This is a genomic window from Paenibacillus psychroresistens (assembly GCF_009728935.1).
Taxonomy (GTDB): Bacteria; Bacillota; Bacilli; order Paenibacillales; family NBRC-103111; genus Paenibacillus_AC; species Paenibacillus_AC psychroresistens.
Genome location: NZ_CP034235.1, coordinates 5,777,558 through 5,800,042, shown reverse-complemented (window position 1 = coordinate 5,800,042; position 22,485 = coordinate 5,777,558). Strand labels below are relative to the sequence as shown.

Below are 22,485 nucleotides of genomic sequence, written 5' to 3'. Positions count from 1 at the left end.
TTGAGGGGGAAAAAGAATGAAAAAAACAGTTTCTTTAATGACAATTACAGCTTTAGTGTTCGTCTTGCTGGCAGGCTGCGGAGGTAATTCCAATTCTTCAAGCTCGGCTGCACCTGAGACTGCTGCTGCAACAGCTGCGGCAACTACAGCAGCAACCGCCGAACCAACTGCGACTGAAGCTCCAACAGCAGAGCCAGCAGCTCCCGCTGAGATCGTTACAATCAAGACCAGTATTACAAACGGGGAATTGTCCAAGGATCAAATCGCAGAATTTGAGCAGGCAAACCCTAATATAAAAATAGAAATTGTAGAGCTGGATGCGACGAAATTAGCTGCCCAATTAGCAACTGGCGACGCGCCGGATGTCTTACGGATTTCAGGGGCTTTCGAAACGGGAGGCTACGTAATTAAGGGAATCGCAATGGATCTTACAGAACAAATTAACGCAAGCACGGTTATCAATAAAGATGATTTAATGGATATAGATAATGTATTCCGTTTTGATGGCCAAACCATTGGAAAAGGCCCGATCTATGGGTTACCCAAGGATTGGAGCAGCGATTACACCATCTGGTATAACAAAAAAGTATTCGAAGCAGCAGGAGTTGCGCTTCCAGATCCGACAATTCCTTTAACATGGCCAGAGATCATGGCATTAGCTAAGAAATTGACGATTAAAGGCAAGCAATATGGGCTGGCTGCTACCGAGTGGGGTAAAACAGAGCCTAACTTTAATATCATGCTGGATTATTTAGCAAGTGCAGGTGTTGCGATTAACGCACCAGATAATTCTTCTATGGATTTTAACAATCAAGCAGTCAAAGATTTTATCGCCATGTGGGTGGATGCGGTTAAAAGCAATATTGGTCCAAACTCAGTAAACGGAGATAAAATTTCAGGCGGCGATCTCTTTACACAGAATAAATTAGGGATGTTGATTAATGGTTATTGGTATAGTGGTGCGCTTCGTTCTAATGATAACTCCAAAACACATTTAAGTGATTTCGGGATGATGCCTGCTCCATTGGCACCAGGAGGCAAAAGGGTTTCTCCAACAGGAGGGGCAACTGGAGCCATCATTAACAAAGCATCTAAACATCCTAAAGAAGCATGGACATTCTTTGAATGGTTTTTCGCAGGGAAGCCTGCAGATGATCGGGCTAAAACAGGTTGGGGTTTGCCAGCATTCACAAGCAAGATGAGCCTATTGCCGCAAGAAACCGATTTTGATAAAGCAGTATACGCGGTGCTTCAAGATGAGCTTAAATATTCAGGTGATTTCTTACCCGTTAATCCTTATCTTTCAGGCGGTGGCTGGGGAATATTCGATAAATATGTCAACCCGCTCTATTTTGGAAAATCAAACATTGATGATGCTGTCAAAGGAATGACCAAAGACGCTAATGTTGCCATTACAGAAGCTAAAAATGCAATGAATTAATTAAATAGATGATGGGGGAGAGTTTATCATAGAACTCTCCCCTTTACTTAAGGAGTGGCCTGCATGAAAGAAAAAACTCGCAAAATAATTGCCTTTTATCTGATGATTTCCCCTTGGTTTATTGTATTTATCCTATTAAGTTTGATCCCGCTGCTTTATGGACTGTATCTTAGCTTTACGAATTATTACGGTTTCAATATGAACAATTTGAAATTCATGGGCTGGCATAATTACAAGCTGGTGTTTACCGATTCCGATGCCTTACATGCGATGGGAAGAACACTTAAGATTACCGCAATTGGTGTTCCTTTAGGTACAGCAATCGCGTTTCTGCTAGCTTTACTATTAAATCGAAAGCTCCGTGGAGGCGGAATCTATCGGACGATTTTTTATCTTCCTTCCGTTGTTCCTGCTATATCCACTGTATTAATGTTTAAGTTTATTTTTGCAGGGAACGATGGGATCTTGAATTCCATTTTCACGAGCTTGCATATCCCGACGATCAATTGGTTGGATTATGACCATGCGACGTTCACCTTAATCGTTTTGCTGCTCTGGGGATGCGGGAATGGAATCATAATTAATTTGGCAGGTCTAAAAGGAATTCCAAACGAAATGTATGAGGCCGCTTCGATCGATGGAGCATCTGCCTTTCAGCGCCTAACTCGCATTACCGTTCCGTTAATGACACCGGTTATATTCTTCAATATAATTACAGGAATTATTGGCTCTTTACAGGTCTTTATACAACCTATTCTCTTAACTAGCGACCAGCTGCTGGTTCGCCCTATTGAGCCGCTATATCTGTATGCGGTTCATGCTGTTCAGGTTATTATGGCAACACAACGGTATGCCTATGGAATGGCATTATTATGGGTGATGTTTGTCGTTATCTTAGTTTTATCGATTATTGTATTTACTACGAGCCGATATTGGGTTCACTATGAAACCGATCAGGAGGGCAAGTGATGAGAGCAACAACAGCGAACAAAGCTCCTTCTGGATTCATTTACTTGATAGTCATTTTCTGTGCTCTGCTTTTTATATTTCCGGTTTACCTATCTTTAATAAATTCATTAAATTCTTGGAATGCGATACCGGGACTTATACCGAGAGGCTTCAACTGGGAAAACTATAAATTTGCAACTACGATGATCGATTTTTGGTTGTATACTAAAAATTCTATTATTTTATGCGCTATTGTAGTCTTCACCGCAACGTTTACCAGTGGGTTGGTAGGATATGCTTTTGCTAGAATTCAAGTACCTGGGCGAAATTTCTTGTTCCTATTGGTTTTATCTACATTAATGGTACCTGGTATTATTACGCAGATCCCAACCTATATCTTATTTCATAAATTACATTTATTAAATAGCTTTTTGCCTTGGCTGATTTGGGGAATTGGCGGCGGGGTTGGTAATGGTTCGGCATACTTTGTCTTCTTCTATCGGCAATTTTTTTCTACTATTCCCAAGGAGCTGGAGGAAGCTGCTCGAATCGATGGCTGCTCGATATTTCGTACGTATTGGAGTATCTTTTTGCCGCTTTCATTACCTGTTGTTGCTACCGTTGCGATCATTACCTTCCAATGGAATTGGAGCGATAATTTCACTCCCTTCTTATTTATGAGTCAGGAGCACTATAATCTCGCGACAGCCCTAGGTTCAATTGGTTACTTTGTAGCTGATACCAAGCTTATCATTCAGCCTGTTTCTGTAGCAGCAGGACTAATGTTTATTCTTCCGGTTTTGCTTACATTCTTTATTGGACAACGCTTTATAGTGGAGGGGATTGTAACGACGGGTATAAAAGGGTGATCATGAGGTAGAAGTATGCCATTGCTGCGTCAGGAATATCTGATTAAACTTTCTCGCATAGAAGAGCCTCTCCAGTCGATTTTCTGCGACTGGAGCTTCACCCTGCCGACGCAGCCAAAGAATGATTTCATTTAACATTAAATTAGCTCTAACCGGATAGTGTTGTTTTTGGCCAAGAATTTCCTCCTTCATACCTAGTATGAGTGTGAGGATTTTTAGATTTGCAGAATCGTGAAAAACGAAATTAGTTAGGCACTTAATGCAAGGTCCCGCCGTTTAAATTCATCATTCCGTTGCCAAATATGAGATAAACCAATTCATAGCATTTGTGCTTGTGATAGTCAATATAGGAACCGGTCTCATGAGATCTGTAATAGAAAAACTCCAGTTTTCCGTTCTTTGGCATACTCCATCCGCCGAATCCTGATATTTATTCTCTAGTTTATTATATCTGTAACCGATTATCATCCTTATTATAAAGGAGTGAGCTTCACGGTGAAGCATAATGAAACCATCTATGCTCATTAGGAGATATGTATTCTCAGGTGTCAGGGTGATTTTGTATTAACTAGAGGAAAGGGGGCAAAAAGACTTATTTATTGAATAAAATGTACACGCTTTCAAAAAAGCCGAATAAACCAACTATCCAAAGGAGGCATTATTAATGAAATCTAAAAGAAAGCAATATCTATCCATTGTTTTGTCATTCATTATGGCTTTTTCCGTTTTGACCTTCAGCTTTGTTCCGGGCTCGATAACCTCTGCAACAGGGCATACAGATGATTTTACTACCGGCAGCCTAGATTCCGGCTGGAGCTGGACCAGACAGGATAGTACGAATTGGAGCTTGTCTGCAAGAAGCGGATATATGAGGCTTAATACGCAAGGTCAGGATTTATACGGGGCATCTAATAATACCGAGAATATCCTCACCCGACCTGCACCTTCGGCAGATTGGACAATCAAGACGAAGATGGAATTTAACCCAAGCGCTCAATATCAGATGGGCGGGCTTGTCGTCTATAAGGATGATGATAATTATCTGCGGCTGGTCAACTATTACAACGGAGCTGGTGATATCAATGTTTCTTTTGATAAGGAAATTGCCCAGACCTTTGATTTTCATCCGATAGACACCTCTAATGCCACAACCTATTATCTGAAAATAGTGAAGTCCGGCACAACCTACACAGGTTACTACAGCACAGATGACAGCAGCTATACACAGGTATATGAATTCACGAGCCTAAGTCTCGGTTCTGGAGTTAGGGTCGGGCTTATCACACAGGGCACCTCGGGTGTGAGTGCGGATTATGACTGGTATGACGAAATATCAGCCAGTGCAACGCCAACTCCGACACCAACCCCGACACCATCTGGCTTCATCGATGATTTCAGTACAAGCACGCTTAATGCAGCCTGGAGCTGGATTCGGCAGGATAGCGCAAACTGGAGCCTGACGGCAAGAAGTGGTTATATGCGCTTAAATCTGCAAGGACAGGATTTGTATGGAGGCTCTAATAATACGGAGAACATTCTGTTGAAAACTCCCTCGACATCGGATTGGACAATCAAAACCAAGCTTGATTTTAATCCCAATACGACCTACCAGATGGCTGGTTTGGTTGTTTATAAAGATGATGATAATTATTTAAGATTTATTAAATATTACAATGGTCCGGGTGATGTCAATATCTCTTTTGATAAGGAAATAGCAGGTTCATTGGAGTTCCATCCAACGGATACGGTCGGCTCCACCGTTGGTTATCTTAAAATCGTCAAGGTTGGGACTACGTATACGGGATGCTATAGCACGGATGATATTACCTATACTCGAATATGGCAGTATACAAGCTTGACATTATCAAGCTTGAAGGTTGGCCTTATTGCTCAAAGCACAGCAGGAGTCAGTGCAGATTTCGATTATTTCAATGAGAATACATCGACTTCAACTCCGCCGCCAACAACGCTGCCAACTTTAACACCAACGCCGACAGCATCTTTGCCGCCTACACCAACGCCAACGGCTACACCAACACCAACGGCAACACCAACACCGACGGCAACTCCATCCGGCTCGCCAAGTCCTACTCCGACCCCGCCGCCAGGCACTCATACAGATGAATTCACAAGCAGCACCCTTAATGGGGCATGGAGCTGGATCAGGCAGGATAGCGCGAACTGGAGCCTGACAGAAAGATCCGGGTACATGCGTATCAAGGTACAGGATCAGGATTTATATGGAGCCTATAACAGCACCGAGAACATTCTGCTCAGGACGCCACCTTCTTCGGACTGGACGATGAAAACAAAGCTTAGCTTTAATCCCAACGGAGGCAATCAGATGGCAGGGCTAGTAGTCTACAAGGATGATGACAATTACCTCAGGCTTCTGGAATACTATAACGGGCCTGGAGATTTCAATGCTTCCTTTGACAAGGAAATCAATCAAGCCTTTGAGTTTCATCCTAACGATACGCCAAACGGGACAACAATTTATTTTAAAATGACCAAGGTGGGTCTTAATTACCGCGGTTATTACAGTACAGACGATGTGAATTATGTCTTTATTAATGAATATACCAATCTCGATTTGGGTTCAAGCTTAAAGGTTGGTTTAATCGGCCAGAACTGGGGCGGAGTGAATGCGGATTTTGATTGGTTTGATATCGGCAGTCCGGTTGCGGAATCTATCATTAAGGTATCTTCACCCGCTTACCGAGCTAATGTATCAGGTACGACGACAATAAATTTCAGTGCGCCTGGGATAACAGGGGTAACAGCAAGCAGCTGGCATGCACCGGATATCGCACATCCTGCAGCGCAGGGATATGAAGATACTTTTGCAACGGTATCTATAGTCGGTGGTGCAGGCTCGGTTTCATTTCCGGCGAATAATTATCCGCATGGGCCAATAACAGTTGTATTAAAATCGACTGGCGGTGCCTCCGATATCTGTTATCTGCAGCTGTTCAATACAGGGGGGACGGCTTGGAATCAGGGAATGCCATCTGCTCCTGCTCAGGCCTCCGGCATGTCGGTTGTTTTCTCGGATGATTTTACCGCTTCCAGCCTATCTGTCTCACGCACGGGGATTGGTCAGACTTATGGATCGCAGAAGCCAGATGGGCAGCAATTCGGTATGGCTTATTATGCGGATGCAGAATCTGCATATAATCCGTTTGCGCTTATTGACAGCAATTATTTGCGTATTCGCTTATCTAAAGCTCCGGCAGGATTTACAGATCCATTCGGCTGGGGCCGGACCTACACCAGTGGAATCCTGACTAATGGACATTCTGACGGTACCGTAACGGGAGCGGCTACCTTGGGATATTTTGAAGCACGAATTGCCACTGCTGCCGGACATGTTGTTTGGCCGGGCTTCTGGACTTTATCACAGCCGGGTATTACGGCTCATAACACCTACGGTACTGGTGAAATTGATATAATGGAAGGCTATGGTGTTTACCCGGATGGACCTAAGTACATCCATGAAGTAAATCATGATTGGGCACCTCCTGGACAAACGGACGCCGTGCACAACGACCACATGACCAAGTATAGCGATTTTGGCATCAATGCCGATATGTCCCAAGCCTTTCATGTCTATGGAGCGAAAGTCACCAATAGCGATACCATTTATTACATGGACAATATTGAAGTATGGCGAACACCTACAACAGAGAGAAATAAGTCGCCCCTATACTTTCTGCTGCAGCTCAGTATCTCGCCTGCTTGGCCAAGCGATCTTGCGCGTTATAATGATGGCGGAGACTTTTATGTGGATTACGTAAGAGTGTTTCAATAATTATCAAGGATTCAATAAAAGACAGCTTATCCCCATCACGGGATAGGTTGTCTTTCCTTTAACAAAAACCACTGAAAGCTTCCGGTTCAGGACGAGCCTTTCCTTAACTGGGGGCTTTTTTTGCATTGGTTTAAGGCAGTAGGATTTCCGTCTTTGATAATAGGATTACTCCTTATTTAAGCCTATGTATGGTCTGCAGATTGCATTCAAGGATTACAGCATCTGGCAGGGAATTCAAGGCAGCAAGTGGGCAGGGCTGGGTAATTTTGGGGCGATAACGATATGTCGGTGAGGTTTGAGAGTACATATAAGGATGAGGTAGCTCAGGTGGGAGACCACTTCAATACAATGCTTGAAAAAATAGAAGTATTAATTCTCAATGTAAGGGCAGCGGAGCATCAAAAAAGGCTATCGGAGATGAAAGCTCTACAGTCACAAATTAATCCGCATTTTCTGTATAATACGCTGAATACAATTCTCTGGAAGACAGAATCCCGCAAGCAGGAGGATGTAAAAGAGATGATAGTTTCGCTTTCTCTACTGTTTCGCCTTGGGCTCAATAATGGTCATGAGCTGACAACAGTTCGAAAGGAAATCGAGCATGTAACTCAATACTTGATTCTTCAGCAGCAATGTTATGAAGAGCTGTTCGAATTCCGCATTGATGCTGATGAAATCTATCTGCTGAATCATGCCAGCTTGAAGCTGCTGCAGCCCCTGGTGGAGAATTCTATTCTCCATGGCTTTATGAATGGGGATTTTGCAATTAAACCTGCCAGGAGATCTGGCAGGTTTTTAGGATTGGGTGGGTTAGCTTATCTTTCATACCAATAGCCGGGTATATTTTTCTCAAGTCGCATTAAAGCCTCGAGATAGAAATAATCACCCCAAATCATATAATCATCTGGAGAAAAGTTTCCTCGTACAGAATAAGAGCCCCGGTTAAGGAATCCTTCTGCATCCTCCTCCGCAGCTGTGGAATAGTTATGCGACAATGAGACCATTGATCTTGTTACTGCGTCAAGAAAATAAGCGCGCTCGGGATCTTGCTCATCTAGAAAGCCGATTAATTCTAAGATGCCAGCTGCAGCAATAGCTGAGGCTGAGCTGTCGCGCTTGGTTTCTGCGGTTTGCGGAGCGCTAAAATCCCAAAAAACAACGTCATCGCTAGGGAAATGCTCGATAAAATAACGTGCCAGACGTTTTGATGTTTCCAGCAGCTCCGGTTTTTTCAGATATCTATAAGCAAGTGCAAAGCCATAAATCCCCCATGCTTGTCCGCGAGTCCAGGTAGAGCCGTCTTGATAGCCCTGTGCAGTTCCACCTCTTAGTGCATCACCCGTTTCTTGATTAAAGTAAAACGTATGATAGGAGGAATCATCGCCTCGAACCAGAAATCTTCTACTCTGCTCGGTATGAATAGCGGCGACCTCTGCATAGAAGTCATCTCCGGTTTGTTGACAAGCCCAATGCAGCAAGGGAAGATTCATCAGGCAATCGATGATAATTCGTCCGCCATTTTCTAGGTCGTCTTTGGCTCCCCATGCTTGGAGTATCTGCGATTTCTCTCGCCAACGCAGCATTAATACATCGGCAGCTTCAAGTGCAGTTGTTTTGGCTAAGCTATCCTTCTCGAGAATCCATTGGGCCATTGCTGAAGGCGTGTAGAGAAATCCGATATCATGATGATCTAAATTAATATTCTCTGCTAATCGTTGACGAAAGCTTTCCACCGTACGGTTTGCTGCTTCACGAAACACCGCTTCTCCGGAATACTCGTAGCTTAACCAGAGAATGCCTGACCAGAAGCCTTCGGTCCAGTCTGTATTATTCATTAATTGATATTTGCGATCACCACGGCTTACGTGAGGGAATTGCTCTCCAACTCTTTCAATATTGGCTTTCGTGATGCGTAGAGTATCTTCGATTGCTTTTTTCCACATCTCTTATTTCCTCCTAAAAATTAATTTCCTAGTCTCTATTATATATCCTGTTTCCTATTGTTTGATTGTGATAAAATGTAGCTGTGTTGCGAATTATCGTTAAGGAGCTGAGCATGAAATGAATCTGATCGAGCAGATGAATCTAGGTCCGAATTCATTTGCAATGAGCTACCAAAATGAGACTAAAGATACGTATTGGAGAATGCTGCATGCTCATCAGGGCATTGAGTTACTATACATTCACGAGGGCTTTGGCAGTGTTACTTTGGAGCATGAAACTTTTCCATTACGCGCGGGAACGCTTTTCTGCTTTCAGCCTTATCAGCTCCATAAAGTAGAGGTTCCCGTTCAGTCGGGAGCCTCTTATATACGCAGCAATATTACGTTTGACCCTCGTATTATGGATCCTTATTTGTCGCCATTTCCGAATCTGCAAGCTTTTCTGCGACTATTATGGAAGGGGAGTTTACCTCAGCAGGTTTTTACACTCGCACCCAGTCACTTGTATACAGACATCCTTCACGGCTATTCATTAAATCACATTGAGGATTCTGCTCAGCAAGCAGAAGATCACACGCTTTTTCTAATTTCGGTGCTTCATTATTTACAAACTCATGTATTTCCCAAAAATAAATTTCCCGCAAAAGGAAGCGAAAGAACCTACCAGCACATTGAAGGAATGATGGATTGGGTGGAAGGCAATTACAGCAAATATTTTGACTTGAGTAAGATGGCATCCGAGCTGCATCTATCGCCTTATCACATTTCACATATGTTCAAAACCTACACAGGTACTACATTGTCCGACTACATCACAGCGCGCCGTATCCGCGAGGCATGCACCTTGCTTGCCAATACAGCAAAATCGATTCAAGATATCGGCCTTGAGATTGGAGGGTTCGGCACCCCGTATTTCTGCCAGCTATTCAAAAAACATAAAGGGATGACACCCAAAGCCTTCCGTAATGTAGTGAGAGAAGTTTATTTAAAATCCTAAATAAAAAAAGCAGACCTGGTTACAGGATCTGCTTTTTTGCTGTTTAAATGCTTCAAAATAGGAAAAGGTGTTTATTAGTAAGTAACAGCTTCAAAACAGAAAACAGAGGAGGAGCCCATATGCAAAAAATGCAGAAGGAATTTCCATTAACAGCGTATTTATCATTTTTGATCCTTATGTTTGCTTTGGTAGTCTTGTTTCTAGAGCTACAATCGTAGGCCATTTAGGTTCGTAAGGAAATGGACATTTAGAAGCTCGTACTTTAGCTTTTAAGTGCACCAAGCACCCGCAATATTGGCAGGTTGATCCAGATTGCAGTGCAGGACAAGCCATGCATGCCTCGATGCGGAGCGCATACTCCGCTTCCGTAACGACCTTTACAGATTTAATTCTCAGATTATGATTAAACAGGGCTGCTATTTCTTCTGGTGAGATTTGTACACTAGCGAGCAGCCCTTGCTGTTGTTGTCAGGTTCTACATTTTCATTCATGATAACACCTCGTGGTTTATTCCAGAGTTAGTACGACTACAGATGTGGGATGTAATGTTAAACTAAGCAAGCCATCCGCAAATGTTGAGCCTGTAAATGCAATGGGTTGAATAGGATTAGCCTGCTCAAAAGTATTATGTGCATTAAGAATGGTATCGCTCAAAATCGTACTTGATGATGTGAATCTGCAAAACAACCTCCTGGCCATCTCAATACAGGGCTTTGCTGCTCCTTCAATGCCGATTGGACATCATTGCGCATGCCATCGGTATTGGGAATGTGTGAATCCTCGCCTACCCAAATCCCTTCATAAATACATCTGCCTAATGATTCGCGGGGAATAAAGGTTGCGGGCAGCAGGATTTTTTTGTTGGAATGAGAACTTTGATTTAACACCGCTAGCAGTTCTGAAATTAGCAGCTTTATATCCAAATTAAAGGTAGATGATGTAGGTGAGAACTCAGCTGCAAGCGGAATAGGGATGCTTATTCCACGTTCTTTTAACTTCTGAATCATACCGATTGCCATCCAATCATTGGCGACAAAAATAGCGGTTGGCGGAGAATCCTCTTGGAGGAATTCCATTAGGGTATCGCCTGCTTGATAACCTCCCAACCAGTTCATTTTGTCAGTGTGAATTTTCAGCTTGATCTTTGTGTCTTTTAGAGCATCAACAAAACCTTTTTTGCGATTAAAAGCAGATGGGTATTTGTGTGGTGTCATAATTAATGAGAAAGTTTTCAGAATTATTGAGACTGGATTTTCAGAATTTATGAGAGATGTATAATCATGCATTAATTTACAAGTAAACCAGCTCGGTGAATCTAGGTTTCAAGTCGATGAATTACATTTTTTTGATTAAATTAAGATTATGATGCCTTATGGTATAAGGAGTTTCACGAAAATGTATCTCGCTTTACATTGATTTGCTACCAAACATGGAGATGTTCAACTCATCTTAGACTATCTCGCTTTTGTCGCGACGTAACGCGGAAAAGTTTGGTGAGGCTGATGAGTCGAGGATAACTCGAAAGTGAAAAAGAGTAAAGTATACAATTTTATATCATTTTTTACTTGCCAGTGTGGAGGAATGGAAGACGCGTTCGACTCAAAATCTAAAGTGAAACCGTGGGGGTTCAAGTCCCTTCACCTGCATCAAAATATAGCAAAAGTCCTTGAAATCATTGATTTATTGGACTTTTTTATTTTCAAAATAATAAAGATATGCATTCTAATCGCGCTAGAGTAATGAAAAATCTGAGACAGCCGTTGAAGGATTTGCACAAATGCTTCAGAATCCGTTTTTAGTCCATCAAATGTAGGAACATTCAAAAAATCGCTTCATCCCATGACTTCATTTCACCACAATCAGTTATTATAATAACTTTAAAAGTAAGACACTAAATCTGCAGATTTTTCTGCTTGTTTGGTGTCTTTTTTTGTTTTTGGGTGAATTTAAGAGATTCGGATTTTTATTATTAAAATTAATATAACGGACCAGAACGATTTATTTTGAGATACATAGAATAGAGAGACTTTACTATAAAAGGTCGACTTAGTAAGAAAGGAGAAAAAATGATATGAGCATTCAAAATTTAATCGTTAATGGTGGTTTTGAAACAGGTACCCTAGCACCTTGGATTCCAGCTAATACAACAATTACCAGTCTATTTTCACATTCAGGTACATTTTCAGCAAGGCTACAAGGTGGTCCAGTAACCTCATATATTGGGCAATTTGTTCCGGTAACTCAAGGAGATAGTTTTGAAATTCTTATTTCGTTAGCCAAAGTAGGATTTCTGCCAGCTGCGCCTGTCATAATACAAGTTTTTTATTTTGATAGTATATTTAATTTGTTGGGACAAGGACTTTTTACAAATGTTCCAATTGATCGGATTCCTACTGCTGATAATCACACATGGCTTGAAATCTACCAAACTACTACTCCAGCTCCTTTAGGAAGCACACAAGCATTTGTTTTAATAGACAATCTTCCGCAAGCAGGAACGGCAGACATTTTAGTTGATGATGTAGCTTTATTAGCAGCAGGAGGATCTGGATCAACAGGACCGACTGGAGCCACTGGCGCTACTGGAGATACTGGAGCTATGGGTGTGACTGGAGCCACTGGAGCTATGGGTGTGGCTGGAGCCACTGGAGCTATGGGTGTGACTGGAGTCACTGGAGCTATGGGTGTGACTGGAGTCACTGGAGTTACAGGTGCGACTGGCGATACTGGCGCTACTGGAACTACGGGAGCCACTGGAGCTATGGGTGTGACTGGAGTCACTGGAGCTATGGGTGTGACTGGAGTCACTGGAGTTACAGGTGCGACTGGCGATACTGGCGCTACTGGAACTACGGGAGCCACTGGCGCTATGGGTGTGACTGGCGTTACTGGAGCTATGGGTGTGACTGGCGTTACTGGAGTTACAGGTGCGACTGGCGATACTGGAGCTACTGGCGATACTGGAGATACTGGAGCTATGGGTGCGACTGGCGTTACTGGAGTTACAGGTGCGACTGGCGCTACTGGAGTTACAGGTGCGACTGGCGATACTGGAGTTACAGGTGCGACTGGCGATACTGGAGTTACAGGTGCGACTGGCGATACTGGAGCTACTGGCGCTACTGGAGATACTGGAGCTATGGGTGCGACTGGCGTTACTGGAGTTACAGGTGCGACTGGCGATACTGGAGTTACAGGTGCGACTGGCGATACTGGAGTTACAGGTGCGACTGGCGATACTGGAGTTACAGGTGCGACTGGCGATACTGGAGTTACAGGTGCGACTGGCGCTACTGGAGATACTGGAGCTATGGGCGTGACTGGAGCCACTGGAGCTATGGGCGTGACTGGAGCCACTGGAGCTATTGGAGTGACTGGAGCTACTGGAACTACGGGAGCCACTGGAGTTGCTGGCGATATTGGAGCTACGGGTGCGACTGGCGACACTGGAGCTACTGGAGCTACTGGATCCATTGGCGCTACTGGAGTTACTGGCGTTACTGGAACTACTGGAACTACGGGAGCCACTGGAATTACTGGTGCGACTGGCGTTAATGGAGTTACAGGTGCGATTGGCGACACTGGAGCTACTGGCGATACTGGAGCTACTGGCGCTACTGGAACTACGGGAGCCACTGGCGCTACTGGAGCTATGGGTGTGACTGGTGCTACTGGAGTTACAGGTGCGACTGGCGACACTGGAGTTACGGGAGCTACTGGAGCTACTGGAGCTACTGGCGTTACTGGAACTACTGGAACTACTGGTGTTACTGGTGTTACGGGAGCAACTGGTGTTACGGGAGCAACTGGCGCTACTGGAACTACGGGTACGACTGGTGCAACTGGTGTTACTGGTGTTACGGGTGCTACTGGAGCTACTGGAGCCACGGGTACCACAGGAGCAACAGGAGTAACTGGAATTAGGGGGGTAACAGGCCCAACAGGCCCAGCACCTACGTTTGTAGACGCATTCTTTAACGGTAATATTCAACCTCAGACAATTGCTTCGGGATTAAATATTTTAAATATTACTCCAAACCAATTTACTGCAGTTACTTATAACGCAGTAACAAGTGTTTTCACAATACAAAATGCGGGTTTGTACAACATTACTGTTGTAATAAATCTTGCAGCTGCCACACTACCAGGAGCAACAATCGGGTTATCGCTAAATAATTCTACAGCATTTCTCGCTCCTGCTGTAACCACATCAACAAGTGGTCAATTGGTTTTAGTTCAAGTTGAGGCCTTAGCTGTTGGAGATACACTTCAATTTAGGAATATATCTGGGTTTCCTATTTCCATTGCTAATTCACTAGTAATTGCTAACAGCGCAGGTCATGTAGCTATTTCAAGATTCTCAGCATTCTTCTAAACTGTACTTAATATAGTTGACAAGGCGCAGCTCAAATTCAAGAGATCTGGTTGAAAATGCCATTCAGCATGAAAAGCCAATCGTCTTCATGGGTGGAAGAGGCAAGGCGTACAATTGCTAACGGTGCCTGGGGTTAAATGCAGAATCGCTTAGTCCCAGTGGGCAAGTAGAAGTTTGGAGAAAATCTAATAGATGCATAAATAGAGAGATTAAAGAAGTAAGCGCCAAACACCCCTCAACTTGATTACAAGGTGGGGGCTTTATTTCGAAGATTTTATTATCCCGATATTTTTAAAGTCGATGTTAAGAATCCTATAAGTTACCCTCAAAAATATCGGGATAATATTCTTTTGAAAATTAGGGTTTTAAGCCAGCAGATGCACTTCGTACCCCTTTTATCAATGCTACCTTATTTTTCGCTTTCTATATGCTCACCGATCCTCCTACTTCATTAGCGAAGGTGAAGATCCAAATCGTTTTTGGCACCCTCACTGCAATCGTTGGAGCTTCCGTTTATGTACTCTTTGGAGGACTAATGTACTTGTTTATAGGCTTACTTATCGGGAAGCTGTATCAATTAATCTCTATACTATTTTCTTAATGCTGTTAGTAATAGACTTAGTGCAAGTAGATAATAGATAAGAAGGAGTTGTTGAGAATGCAAGCTGTTTTTTATGAAGGAAACAAATCACTACGTGTTGGTGAATGCAAACCGCTGTTACCCTTAAAAGGGGAAGTCCAGATCGCTGTATCAAATGCTGGAATTTGTGTTACTGATTCTGCATATGTACAACGCTCATATGGATAAACGGATCTCCTTTGCGTCTTTGAACAACTGCTTGAACTCATCCTTATAAGTGATTGCCTTGTCACTAACATTCCTTACATTGCATTTTAATGAATAAATACACCATACAGTATTTGGTCGGTTCTGCCAGTAGAATTACATCTCGTGCTTAAATTCGAATAGTATTTTTGCTGCGTGCTTGCCTATCAGATAATCGTCAAAATACAGCAAGGTTGCAGCATTAGAAGTGAATTCTTCCTGAAATGTGATGATGGTGGAATACAAAGTGGTGAGTCTGTCGAATAACTTGTGCTCCAGCAAACCAATTACAATAAGCGGAGCTTGCTCATGTGGAGCAGTCAATTGATCAGAACAGAGGATGTGCAGAGAGTGCACGACCATTCTCGGTGTAATAAAGGTACCTCTTCCCTGTTCCTGAGAAAGCAAGCCTTCCTTTGCTAAAGGTGTGCCTTTCATAAACTTAATCCTTCCTTGTTAGAATCAATTTAATACCATATATATCGAGTAAAAGGATAGAGTAGGCAGTTGTTACTGAAAATCAAAAAAAGAATAGGACAAATTTTAAAACCCTGTTTATTAGCCGTTCCGACATTTTTTTCTTGTTCATATTGTACAAGAAAAGGAGGAACAAATGATGCAGAAAACAATAGTCAATGAGTCAGAATGTCCGGAAAAAGTAGGGAGACTACCTAAAAAAAAGCGTCGTAAATGTTCCACTCACAAGCATTGCCATAAGGCAAAGAAGCATTGTCACAAGGCTAAAAAGCCTTGCCAGAAAAGAAAGAAACGATGTGGTAAATGTAAGCGGAGAACATGTAAGTGTGTTTCAAAACAAAAAGTAGTAGTCAATGTGAAAGCAGAACGAGGACGAAAAGGATCTAAGGGTTCAAAAGGATCTAAGGGTTCTTCAGGATCTAAAGGATCTAAAGGATCTAAAGGATCTAAAGGATCGAGAGGTTCGAGAGGGCCACGAGGACATGAAGGACCACAAGGAGACGAAGGACAACAAGGAGATCAGGGACCTCAAGGGAATCAAGGACCTCGAGGAGAGCAAGGACCACAAGGATTACGAGGACCAGCGGGTCCTCAAGGGATTCAAGGTGTTACTGGAACTTCGGGCACAACTGGAGCTACGGGAGTAGGAACTACTGGTGCGACAGGAGTAACGGGTACAACAGGTGTAACCGGAGTAACTGGAGTAGGAACTACCGGGGCAACGGGAGCAAGCGGTGTAGCAGGAGCAACAGGAGCAACAGGTGTGGGAGTTACCGGTGCAACAGGAGTGGGAACTACCGGTGCAACGGGAGCAAGCGGTGTAGCAGGAGCAACTGGAGCAACAGGTGTAGGAGTTACGGGTGCAACAGGAGTGGGAACTACCGGTGCAACGGGAGCAAGCGGTGTAGCAGGAGCAACAGGAGCAACAGGTGTGGGAGTTACCGGTGCAACAGGAGTGGGAACTACCGGTGCAACGGGAGCAAGCGGTGTAGCAGGAGCAACTGGAGCAACAGGTGTAGGAGTTACTGGTGCAACGGGAGTAGGAACTACCGGTGCAACGGGAGCAAGCGGTGTAGCAGGAGCAACTGGAGCAACAGGTGTAGGAGTTACTGGTGCAACAGGAGCAGGAACTACCGGTGCAACAGGTGCAAGTGGTGAGACGGGAGCAACAGGAGCAACAGGTGTAGGAGTTACGGGTGCAACGGGAGTAGGAACTACCGGTGCAACGGGAGCAAGCGGTGTAGCAGGAGCAACTGGAGCAACAGGTGTAGGTGTTACTGGTGCAACAGGAGCAGGAACTACCGGTGCAACAGGTGCAAGTGGTGAGACGGGAGCAACAGGAGCAACAGGTATAGGAGTTACGGGTGCAACGGGAGTAGGAACTACCGGTGCAACGGGAGCAAGCGGTGTAGCAGGAGCAACTGGAGCAACAGGTGTAGGAGTTACTGGTGCAACAGGAGCAGGAACTACCGGTGCAACAGGTGCAAGTGGTGAGACGGGAGCAACAGGAGCAACAGGTATAGGAGTTACGGGTGCAACGGGAGTAGGAACTACCGGTGCAACGGGAGCAAGCGGTGTAGCAGGAGCAACTGGAGCAACAGGTGTAGGAGTTACGGGTGCAACAGGAGCAGGTACAACGGGAGCAACAGGAGCAACTGGCGATACAGGTGCTGCTGGAGCAACGGGTGCCGCAGGAGCAACAGGTGCAACTGGCGCACCAGGGAATGGAGGATTAATTCCATTTTGTACGGGTGTTATCATCAGTGGTGCTACAGTAGTATCAGCTGCTCCAATATTAATGGGTATGGGTAACCACACGGTTGAAGTTATTGATGGTTCTGGAGAATCGACTATGCCACCAGAAGCAGGTGGGTTTGCTTTCCCAATTCCTTTTGCCGGAACAGTTCAAAATTTGCAAATAAGCGCAGATTTATTGGTTGCTTCAGTTGTTTCTATAAATACTCTAGGTCTACAATATGATTTTACAGTTTTCGTCGCACCTTCAGTTCCTAATAATGGCATTGATCATCTTGCTTCATCTTATGTGACAACTCCGCTGACTAGTTCGCTTAGATTCGGATTCCCAAATAATACAATTACTGCCGGCACTTTCCGTGCTGCAACGAATCTTAATGTGGCCGTATCATTAATAGTCGCTGCGGGTGATCGTGTTGGAATTCGTATAAGGACACTTGCGTTGACCGATCCATCAGCAGCCGATATCACTCAACTATCATTTAGCGCTAGTCTGTCTTATACTCCTTCTTAAGAATAGCGTGCCCCCCAAAAAAAAGGGCTCTTTAATCATCAACCTCTAAAGAAACCGTTTATTATATGAGCATCTGAGAAGGATCTGTCGTGGCAGATCCTTTTTTTGTATTTACTACTCCTCAACAAGTATTTCTCGAGGCGCTATTCACCTTTTCAAGGGATAGCATGAAAACTCAAACATTATTTGATTTCGAAATATATTTTCACCAATATCTTCTATGCGGAGAGCTCTTTTTTTGCAGTCAGCTCCCTCTACAAAATCAATATGTTACATTATAGTATAACTGGTACAGTTAAATGTTAATGGTACACTGTGGCGGTGGGGTGGGAAAGTTGGAGTCACATACGGCTAAACAAGTGACTGAAATTCTGCAAAAGGAAGACCCGCACATCAATTTAAGTTGGAAATAAGCGGGTATATACAGATACTCATATTCATTATTTTCGAGCGATTCTTACTCTTTCCTAGAGTGGGAAACCTTATCTTTCATCCAAGAGAAATTAAATTCACTTACCATTGAGGAGATTATCAAAATCGGCGACAGTCTTCATCTCTACCAATCCAAACAAATAATTAGCAATGAAAACTACGTTATCAACGAAGATGTAATTATTTCGATGAGTCCGCGAAAATCAACCGAACTCCGTGGAAAAATGATTGAAACAATATCCCAAATGATGAAGGGAGAAACAAATCCATGATGAGAATGAAGCTAATGAAATTCAGATTCCAGATCCGTCAATTGTAAATGATATTATCTTTGAATTATTTACACGTTGAACTGGTTATGATTGGGGGAAAAACGATTATCATCACTATAACTTATCGCGAAAACAGCGGTAAATTTAATCGAATAGAGCATTTTATTCCATTGCAGATTTTGCCTGAAGCTGAATTGAAAGATATGCAGGTGGACGAAGCTGTGTTACAAAAAGTAAAAGAGCTTAAACAGAAACAAATTATTGAACAGGATAGGGAGTTCTTGGTCTATTCACCGACTAATATACTGAGAATTGATCCAAATAAGTTATCCGATTTAGAGAAAAAGTACCGTATTGATTTTAATAAGGAGAAAATCATATGACTCAAAATATCATACGCTGGGCGCAGATGGATGATATCCACGATCTTGCCTATGTCTATTCAGAATCATATCGCAAAGCATATGTAGGGATAATTCCAGATGAATTTTTAGATCAGGTTTCTTTGAATGAAAGAGATCAATATTTTCGAAAATCCTTAAGTGAAGATAAGCAAAAAATAGCGATTATGTCATTGGATGAGAAGGCTATCGGTCTATTGATATTCGATTTCCAAGGAGAAGCGGATTTACCTGAAAATAGCGCTGAAATCTTAGCGATTTATTTGATGAAGGATTACTGGGGGAGTGGGTTTGGTAAGCTCTTTCTGAATTGGGGTATGGACAGAATTAATGAGCTTGGTTATGCCAATGTATTTCTAGGGTTCTGAAAGAAAATGTAAAAGCAATAAAATTTTATAAAAACGAAGGTTTTATTTTTGATGGCACAGAAAGAGAAATCATTAGGGGCAAGAGCTTAGCTCAATTGAAATTTCAAAAGCCGCTATAAAAGATGTCGTAATAATTTTTTACTATAACTGATGTTGGAATATTATTACATAGGTAAGTCTGAAATGATTTCGGTTGGAGGCTGATAAAAATGACTGAAATCGTCAGGAAATTAACCAAGCAAGATTTAAATGACTTTTGGGAGATTGTTGTAACTGCGTCTGGTGAGGGCCATTCGAGAGATTATAAAGCAGGCAGAGTTCAATGGTTTGAAACAATCTTGGATGAATATAACGATTTTGGTTATTATGGTCTTTTTAGAGATGAGATTCTTCTAGGTGGCATGGCTATTATCGATTTTCGAATGAACCTATTGTGCTCATCTCTCATTGAAGTAGGCGGAGTAGGGATGATCCATGTCGATTTGCTCCACAAGAAGGAAAAGGTTTGTAGAAATATGATGCTTTATTTCATGGAGCTGATCTTGGGGAAAGGCAAGAATATGGTCGTTTTATCTCCCTTTAACGTTGATTTTTATAAGAAAATGGGCTTTGGTTATGGTACTAAAATACATGAATTTAGAGTATTGCCTGCAAGCTTTCCAAAAGGTTCTTCAAGAGAGAATTTGGTCCATCTAAATGTGGAGGATAAACAGCTATTCATAGATTGTTATAAGAGATTTCAAGCGAAAACACATGGTTTTCTGAATCAAACGTGGTTTGGATTGCAAGATATATTCGGCTCACAGAAACGGATTGTAGCATACAAAAAAGACGACGTAATTCATGGATATATCGTTTTTGATTTCCAAGCGAAGGACCTGATCGTTGAGGAGATTATCTTTGAAACAAGAGAGGCGCTCTCAGAATTGTGCACCTTTCTAAATGCTCAGTCCGATCAAATCAATCGAATAATCTTTCGAAGCCATTTGGAGCAAGCTCATTTTTTATTTACAGACCCGACCAACGGATTGAACTCCCTCCCACTTGAAACCAATGTAGATGGAATTGGCATGATGTACAGAATCATTAATGTTCAAGGTATTTTTGAGGATCTCAGCAACCATAACTTTAATGATCAAAGCTGTATAGTAAAGATATCGATTAGAGATACGCTTCTACCTTCTAACAATGGAAGCACGATTATACAGTTTCAGAATGGTCGAAGTACTCGCGCAGAATATGATAGTTTCCAGGTCGAGATTAATTTAGATATCTCCGACGGATTTCTGAAAATATATATAAGATCGCATTCCATAAGCCATTTTGGCCAAGTGGAGTGCGATTTTTTTATGATGAGTCAGTATCTTCAGTCACAAAAAGTTCATTTGGGGGTGGTTGATTTTGCAGATTTTATCCGAGTTAAATAAACGACATTAGAACATTATGATATAGTGGAAGACCAAAAGAAAGAGATACAGAATAATATCCCCACTACATCAAGATAGGAGTTGGCCACTATGATGGGGAAAACACATTTGATAATTAGCACGGGAATTACACTGAGTGTTGTAAGCTTGGCTGATGAAAAGATTACACTACCGATAGTTGCTATTACGGCTATTAGTGCGCTACTTCCAGATATTGACGAGCCCAATGCTCTGCTTTTATCCCGTACTCTTCCGACTCGCATCCTTCGATTACTCCAGCTTGCCCTTTTTTGTCTAGGTGTGCTTTTGTACTTCTTCGTTCAAGCGATCGCCCCTTGGAATACGGTGCTTGCAGTGCTTGTAGGTGTTGTATCATTCATGCCAACACGTTCTCTTCGTAAATTGGTGATGGTGCTAATCGGTGTAGGTCTTATAATTTTTGGCGACACTTTCACTCCGTGGAATTACATTATTGGAAGTTTGTTAATCATTTGTGCGGTACTGCCACACCGTGGGTTGACCCATACGTTATACGGAGTTATTGGTTGGTCTGGATTACTTTACTTCTCAACTTCAGGCTACGAAAGTACTCTATGGATTGCCGGAGGCCTTTCTTATTTACTTCATCTGCTTGCAGATTCGCTAACAAATCGAGGGATTCGACCGCTTCCTCCGTTCAAATGGCGTTTAAAGTTAAATCTTATGAGTACGGGGACTTGGATGGGTTCTATCGTTGAAGGTGGGTTTATTTTGCTTACTTTCGTCCTTGTTTTTTATGTATTCATTCGTCACTTCTTGATCTAGATGTAAAAAAGGCTACCTAAAAGGCAGCCAATGTGTGTTTTTAATCTTCACTTAAGCTGTCTAAAGAAACCTGATGTTCATTCTGTGGTTGATCAATTGGATAGATTCTAGCTGTTTCTTGCATTTCATCTACATGCTGGATGTAGACGGGGATTCCATTGTAGGTCACATTAATCATAACGGGAGAGTTTGTAATTTCTATAGCTCGTTGTTTATTCATTTTCAATAACCTCCATGTTTTATGTATTCGCTCTAATATTTCCTTTTACAATCTAAATTATTAGTTTCTGCAGTCAAAAAAAAGATATAGAGTCTTTTCTTTAATAAGAAAAGTTCTATATCCTTTTATATTTTAGAAAGTTTTTAAGAGAAATTACATTACCGTTGAACCATCATCGTAACTAAACTGCCAAATAATCCCAAACTTATCTGTTAAGCTACCGTAGCATTTGGACCAAAAGGTTTCTTGAAGCTCCATGACTACAGTGCCGCCTTCTTTAAGTTTATCGAATGCAGCTTTCATTCCATCCATGTCAGCATTAACTATGGAAAGGCTTATATTATTTCCGGCAATAAATGGCGAACCAGGAAAAACATCAGAGAACATTACATTGCTTCCATCAATATTAAGTCTTGTGTGCATAACTAAATTTTTGGCTTCCTCTGGTAGTGCGTAATCTGGATGGGGTGGCGCTTCTCCAAAGGTCATAAAATTGGTTTTTTCTGCCCCAAAAACCTCTGCGTAAAACTCAACGGCTTCACGAGTATTTCCATTAAAATTAAGATAAACATCTACTGACATGAGTTTCACTCCTTAGATTTTTA

Annotated in this window: 19 protein-coding genes and 2 pseudogenes; 13 read left to right on the top strand and 8 right to left on the bottom strand. The window is 42.5% G+C overall.

The annotated features are described in order from the left end of the window. Positions 1-16: 16 nt before the first annotated feature. The 3 genes from EHS13_RS26485 (at position 17) to EHS13_RS26475 (ending at position 3,258) form a co-directional block, all read left to right on the top strand. Complete coding sequence (locus EHS13_RS26485; RefSeq protein ID WP_155703265.1) at positions 17-1,441, top strand: ABC transporter substrate-binding protein; 1,425 nt, start codon at positions 17-19, stop codon at positions 1,439-1,441. 63 nt (positions 1,442-1,504) lie between these two features. After that, positions 1,505-2,410: a carbohydrate ABC transporter permease gene (locus tag EHS13_RS26480; protein WP_155703264.1), complete on the top strand. Its 906-nt coding sequence runs from the start codon at positions 1,505-1,507 to the stop codon at positions 2,408-2,410. Continuing rightward, the gene (locus tag EHS13_RS26475; RefSeq protein ID WP_155703263.1) at positions 2,410-3,258 is read left to right on the top strand and encodes a carbohydrate ABC transporter permease; all 849 of its coding nucleotides are present in this window, start codon (positions 2,410-2,412) and stop codon (positions 3,256-3,258) included. Before EHS13_RS26480 ends, EHS13_RS26475 begins: the two co-directional genes overlap by 1 nt. Here EHS13_RS26475 and EHS13_RS26470 read toward each other — a convergent pair whose 3' ends face one another. Beyond that, positions 3,259-3,450: a hypothetical protein gene (locus EHS13_RS26470; RefSeq protein ID WP_155703262.1), complete on the bottom strand. Its 192-nt coding sequence runs from the start codon at positions 3,448-3,450 to the stop codon at positions 3,259-3,261. A gap of 472 nt (positions 3,451-3,922) precedes the next feature. Here EHS13_RS26470 and EHS13_RS26465 point away from each other — a divergent pair, with 472 nt between their 5' ends. Together EHS13_RS26465 and EHS13_RS26460 are read left to right on the top strand one after the other, a co-directional pair. Beyond that, complete coding sequence (locus EHS13_RS26465; protein ID WP_155703261.1) at positions 3,923-7,069, top strand: beta-xylosidase family glycoside hydrolase; 3,147 nt, start codon at positions 3,923-3,925, stop codon at positions 7,067-7,069. Between the two features lie 282 nt (positions 7,070-7,351). Further along, the gene (locus EHS13_RS26460) at positions 7,352-7,903 is read left to right on the top strand and encodes a sensor histidine kinase (protein ID WP_155703260.1); all 552 of its coding nucleotides are present in this window, start codon (positions 7,352-7,354) and stop codon (positions 7,901-7,903) included. Here the strand turns inward: EHS13_RS26460 and EHS13_RS26455 are convergent. Then, the gene (locus tag EHS13_RS26455) at positions 7,885-9,012 is read right to left on the bottom strand and encodes a glycoside hydrolase family 88 protein (RefSeq protein WP_155703259.1); all 1,128 of its coding nucleotides are present in this window, start codon (positions 9,010-9,012) and stop codon (positions 7,885-7,887) included. The two genes, EHS13_RS26460 and EHS13_RS26455, sit on opposite strands and share 19 nt — an antisense overlap. A 118-nt stretch (positions 9,013-9,130) precedes the next feature. Here EHS13_RS26455 and EHS13_RS26450 point away from each other — a divergent pair, with 118 nt between their 5' ends. Next, complete coding sequence (locus EHS13_RS26450; RefSeq protein WP_155703258.1) at positions 9,131-10,009, top strand: helix-turn-helix transcriptional regulator; 879 nt, start codon at positions 9,131-9,133, stop codon at positions 10,007-10,009. A gap of 174 nt (positions 10,010-10,183) precedes the next feature. Here the strand turns inward: EHS13_RS26450 and EHS13_RS37630 are convergent, their stop codons facing one another. From EHS13_RS37630 to EHS13_RS37625, 3 genes and pseudogenes are all read right to left on the bottom strand, one after another. Then, complete coding sequence (locus EHS13_RS37630) at positions 10,184-10,399, bottom strand: DUF6171 family protein (protein WP_227014063.1); 216 nt, start codon at positions 10,397-10,399, stop codon at positions 10,184-10,186. A gap of 117 nt (positions 10,400-10,516) precedes the next feature. Continuing rightward, a complete protein-coding gene (locus tag EHS13_RS36925) occupies positions 10,517-10,663 on the bottom strand; it encodes a hypothetical protein (protein ID WP_155703257.1) in 147 nt (48 codons plus the stop codon). 11 nt (positions 10,664-10,674) lie between these two features. Next, positions 10,675-11,223: pseudogene (locus EHS13_RS37625) on the bottom strand (substrate-binding domain-containing protein); the annotation flags it as partial. Between the two features lie 857 nt (positions 11,224-12,080). Between EHS13_RS37625 and EHS13_RS26435 the strand changes: the two are divergent. Continuing rightward, on the top strand, positions 12,081-14,384 hold the full coding sequence (locus EHS13_RS26435; RefSeq protein WP_155703255.1) for an NTTRR-F1 domain: 2,304 nt from the start codon (positions 12,081-12,083) through the stop codon (positions 14,382-14,384). 658 nt (positions 14,385-15,042) lie between these two features. Then, positions 15,043-15,192, top strand: coding sequence for a hypothetical protein (locus EHS13_RS26430; RefSeq protein ID WP_155703254.1), 150 nt, complete (start codon positions 15,043-15,045; stop codon positions 15,190-15,192). Between the two features lie 135 nt (positions 15,193-15,327). Here the strand turns inward: EHS13_RS26430 and EHS13_RS26425 are convergent, their stop codons facing one another. Next, the gene (locus tag EHS13_RS26425) at positions 15,328-15,648 is read right to left on the bottom strand and encodes a hypothetical protein (RefSeq protein ID WP_155703253.1); all 321 of its coding nucleotides are present in this window, start codon (positions 15,646-15,648) and stop codon (positions 15,328-15,330) included. Positions 15,649-16,057: 409 nt separating this feature from the next. Between EHS13_RS26425 and EHS13_RS26420 the strand changes: the two are divergent. The 5 genes and pseudogenes from EHS13_RS26420 to EHS13_RS26400 form a co-directional block, all read left to right on the top strand. Next, a pseudogene (locus EHS13_RS26420) lies at positions 16,058-17,956 on the top strand (collagen-like protein); the annotation flags it as partial. 790 nt (positions 17,957-18,746) lie between these two features. Next, positions 18,747-19,043: a hypothetical protein gene (locus tag EHS13_RS26415; protein WP_227013524.1), complete on the top strand. Its 297-nt coding sequence runs from the start codon at positions 18,747-18,749 to the stop codon at positions 19,041-19,043. After that, positions 19,040-19,429: a GNAT family N-acetyltransferase gene (locus tag EHS13_RS26410; protein WP_155703251.1), complete on the top strand. Its 390-nt coding sequence runs from the start codon at positions 19,040-19,042 to the stop codon at positions 19,427-19,429. Before EHS13_RS26415 ends, EHS13_RS26410 begins: the two co-directional genes overlap by 4 nt. A 209-nt stretch (positions 19,430-19,638) precedes the next feature. Continuing rightward, complete coding sequence (locus EHS13_RS26405) at positions 19,639-20,856, top strand: GNAT family N-acetyltransferase (RefSeq protein ID WP_155703250.1); 1,218 nt, start codon at positions 19,639-19,641, stop codon at positions 20,854-20,856. A 90-nt stretch (positions 20,857-20,946) separates the two neighbouring features. Then, positions 20,947-21,660, top strand: a complete 714-nt coding sequence (locus EHS13_RS26400; RefSeq protein WP_155703249.1) for a metal-dependent hydrolase — start codon at positions 20,947-20,949, stop codon at positions 21,658-21,660. A 40-nt stretch (positions 21,661-21,700) separates the two neighbouring features. Here the strand turns inward: EHS13_RS26400 and EHS13_RS26395 are convergent, their stop codons facing one another. Together EHS13_RS26395 and EHS13_RS26390 are read right to left on the bottom strand one after the other, a co-directional pair. After that, positions 21,701-21,880 (bottom strand): H-type small acid-soluble spore protein, encoded by a 180-nt coding sequence (locus tag EHS13_RS26395; protein WP_155703248.1) that lies wholly within the window; start codon positions 21,878-21,880, stop codon positions 21,701-21,703. Positions 21,881-22,033: 153 nt separating this feature from the next. Then, on the bottom strand, positions 22,034-22,462 hold the full coding sequence (locus tag EHS13_RS26390) for a VOC family protein (RefSeq protein ID WP_155703247.1): 429 nt from the start codon (positions 22,460-22,462) through the stop codon (positions 22,034-22,036). Positions 22,463-22,485: the final 23 nt, after the last annotated feature.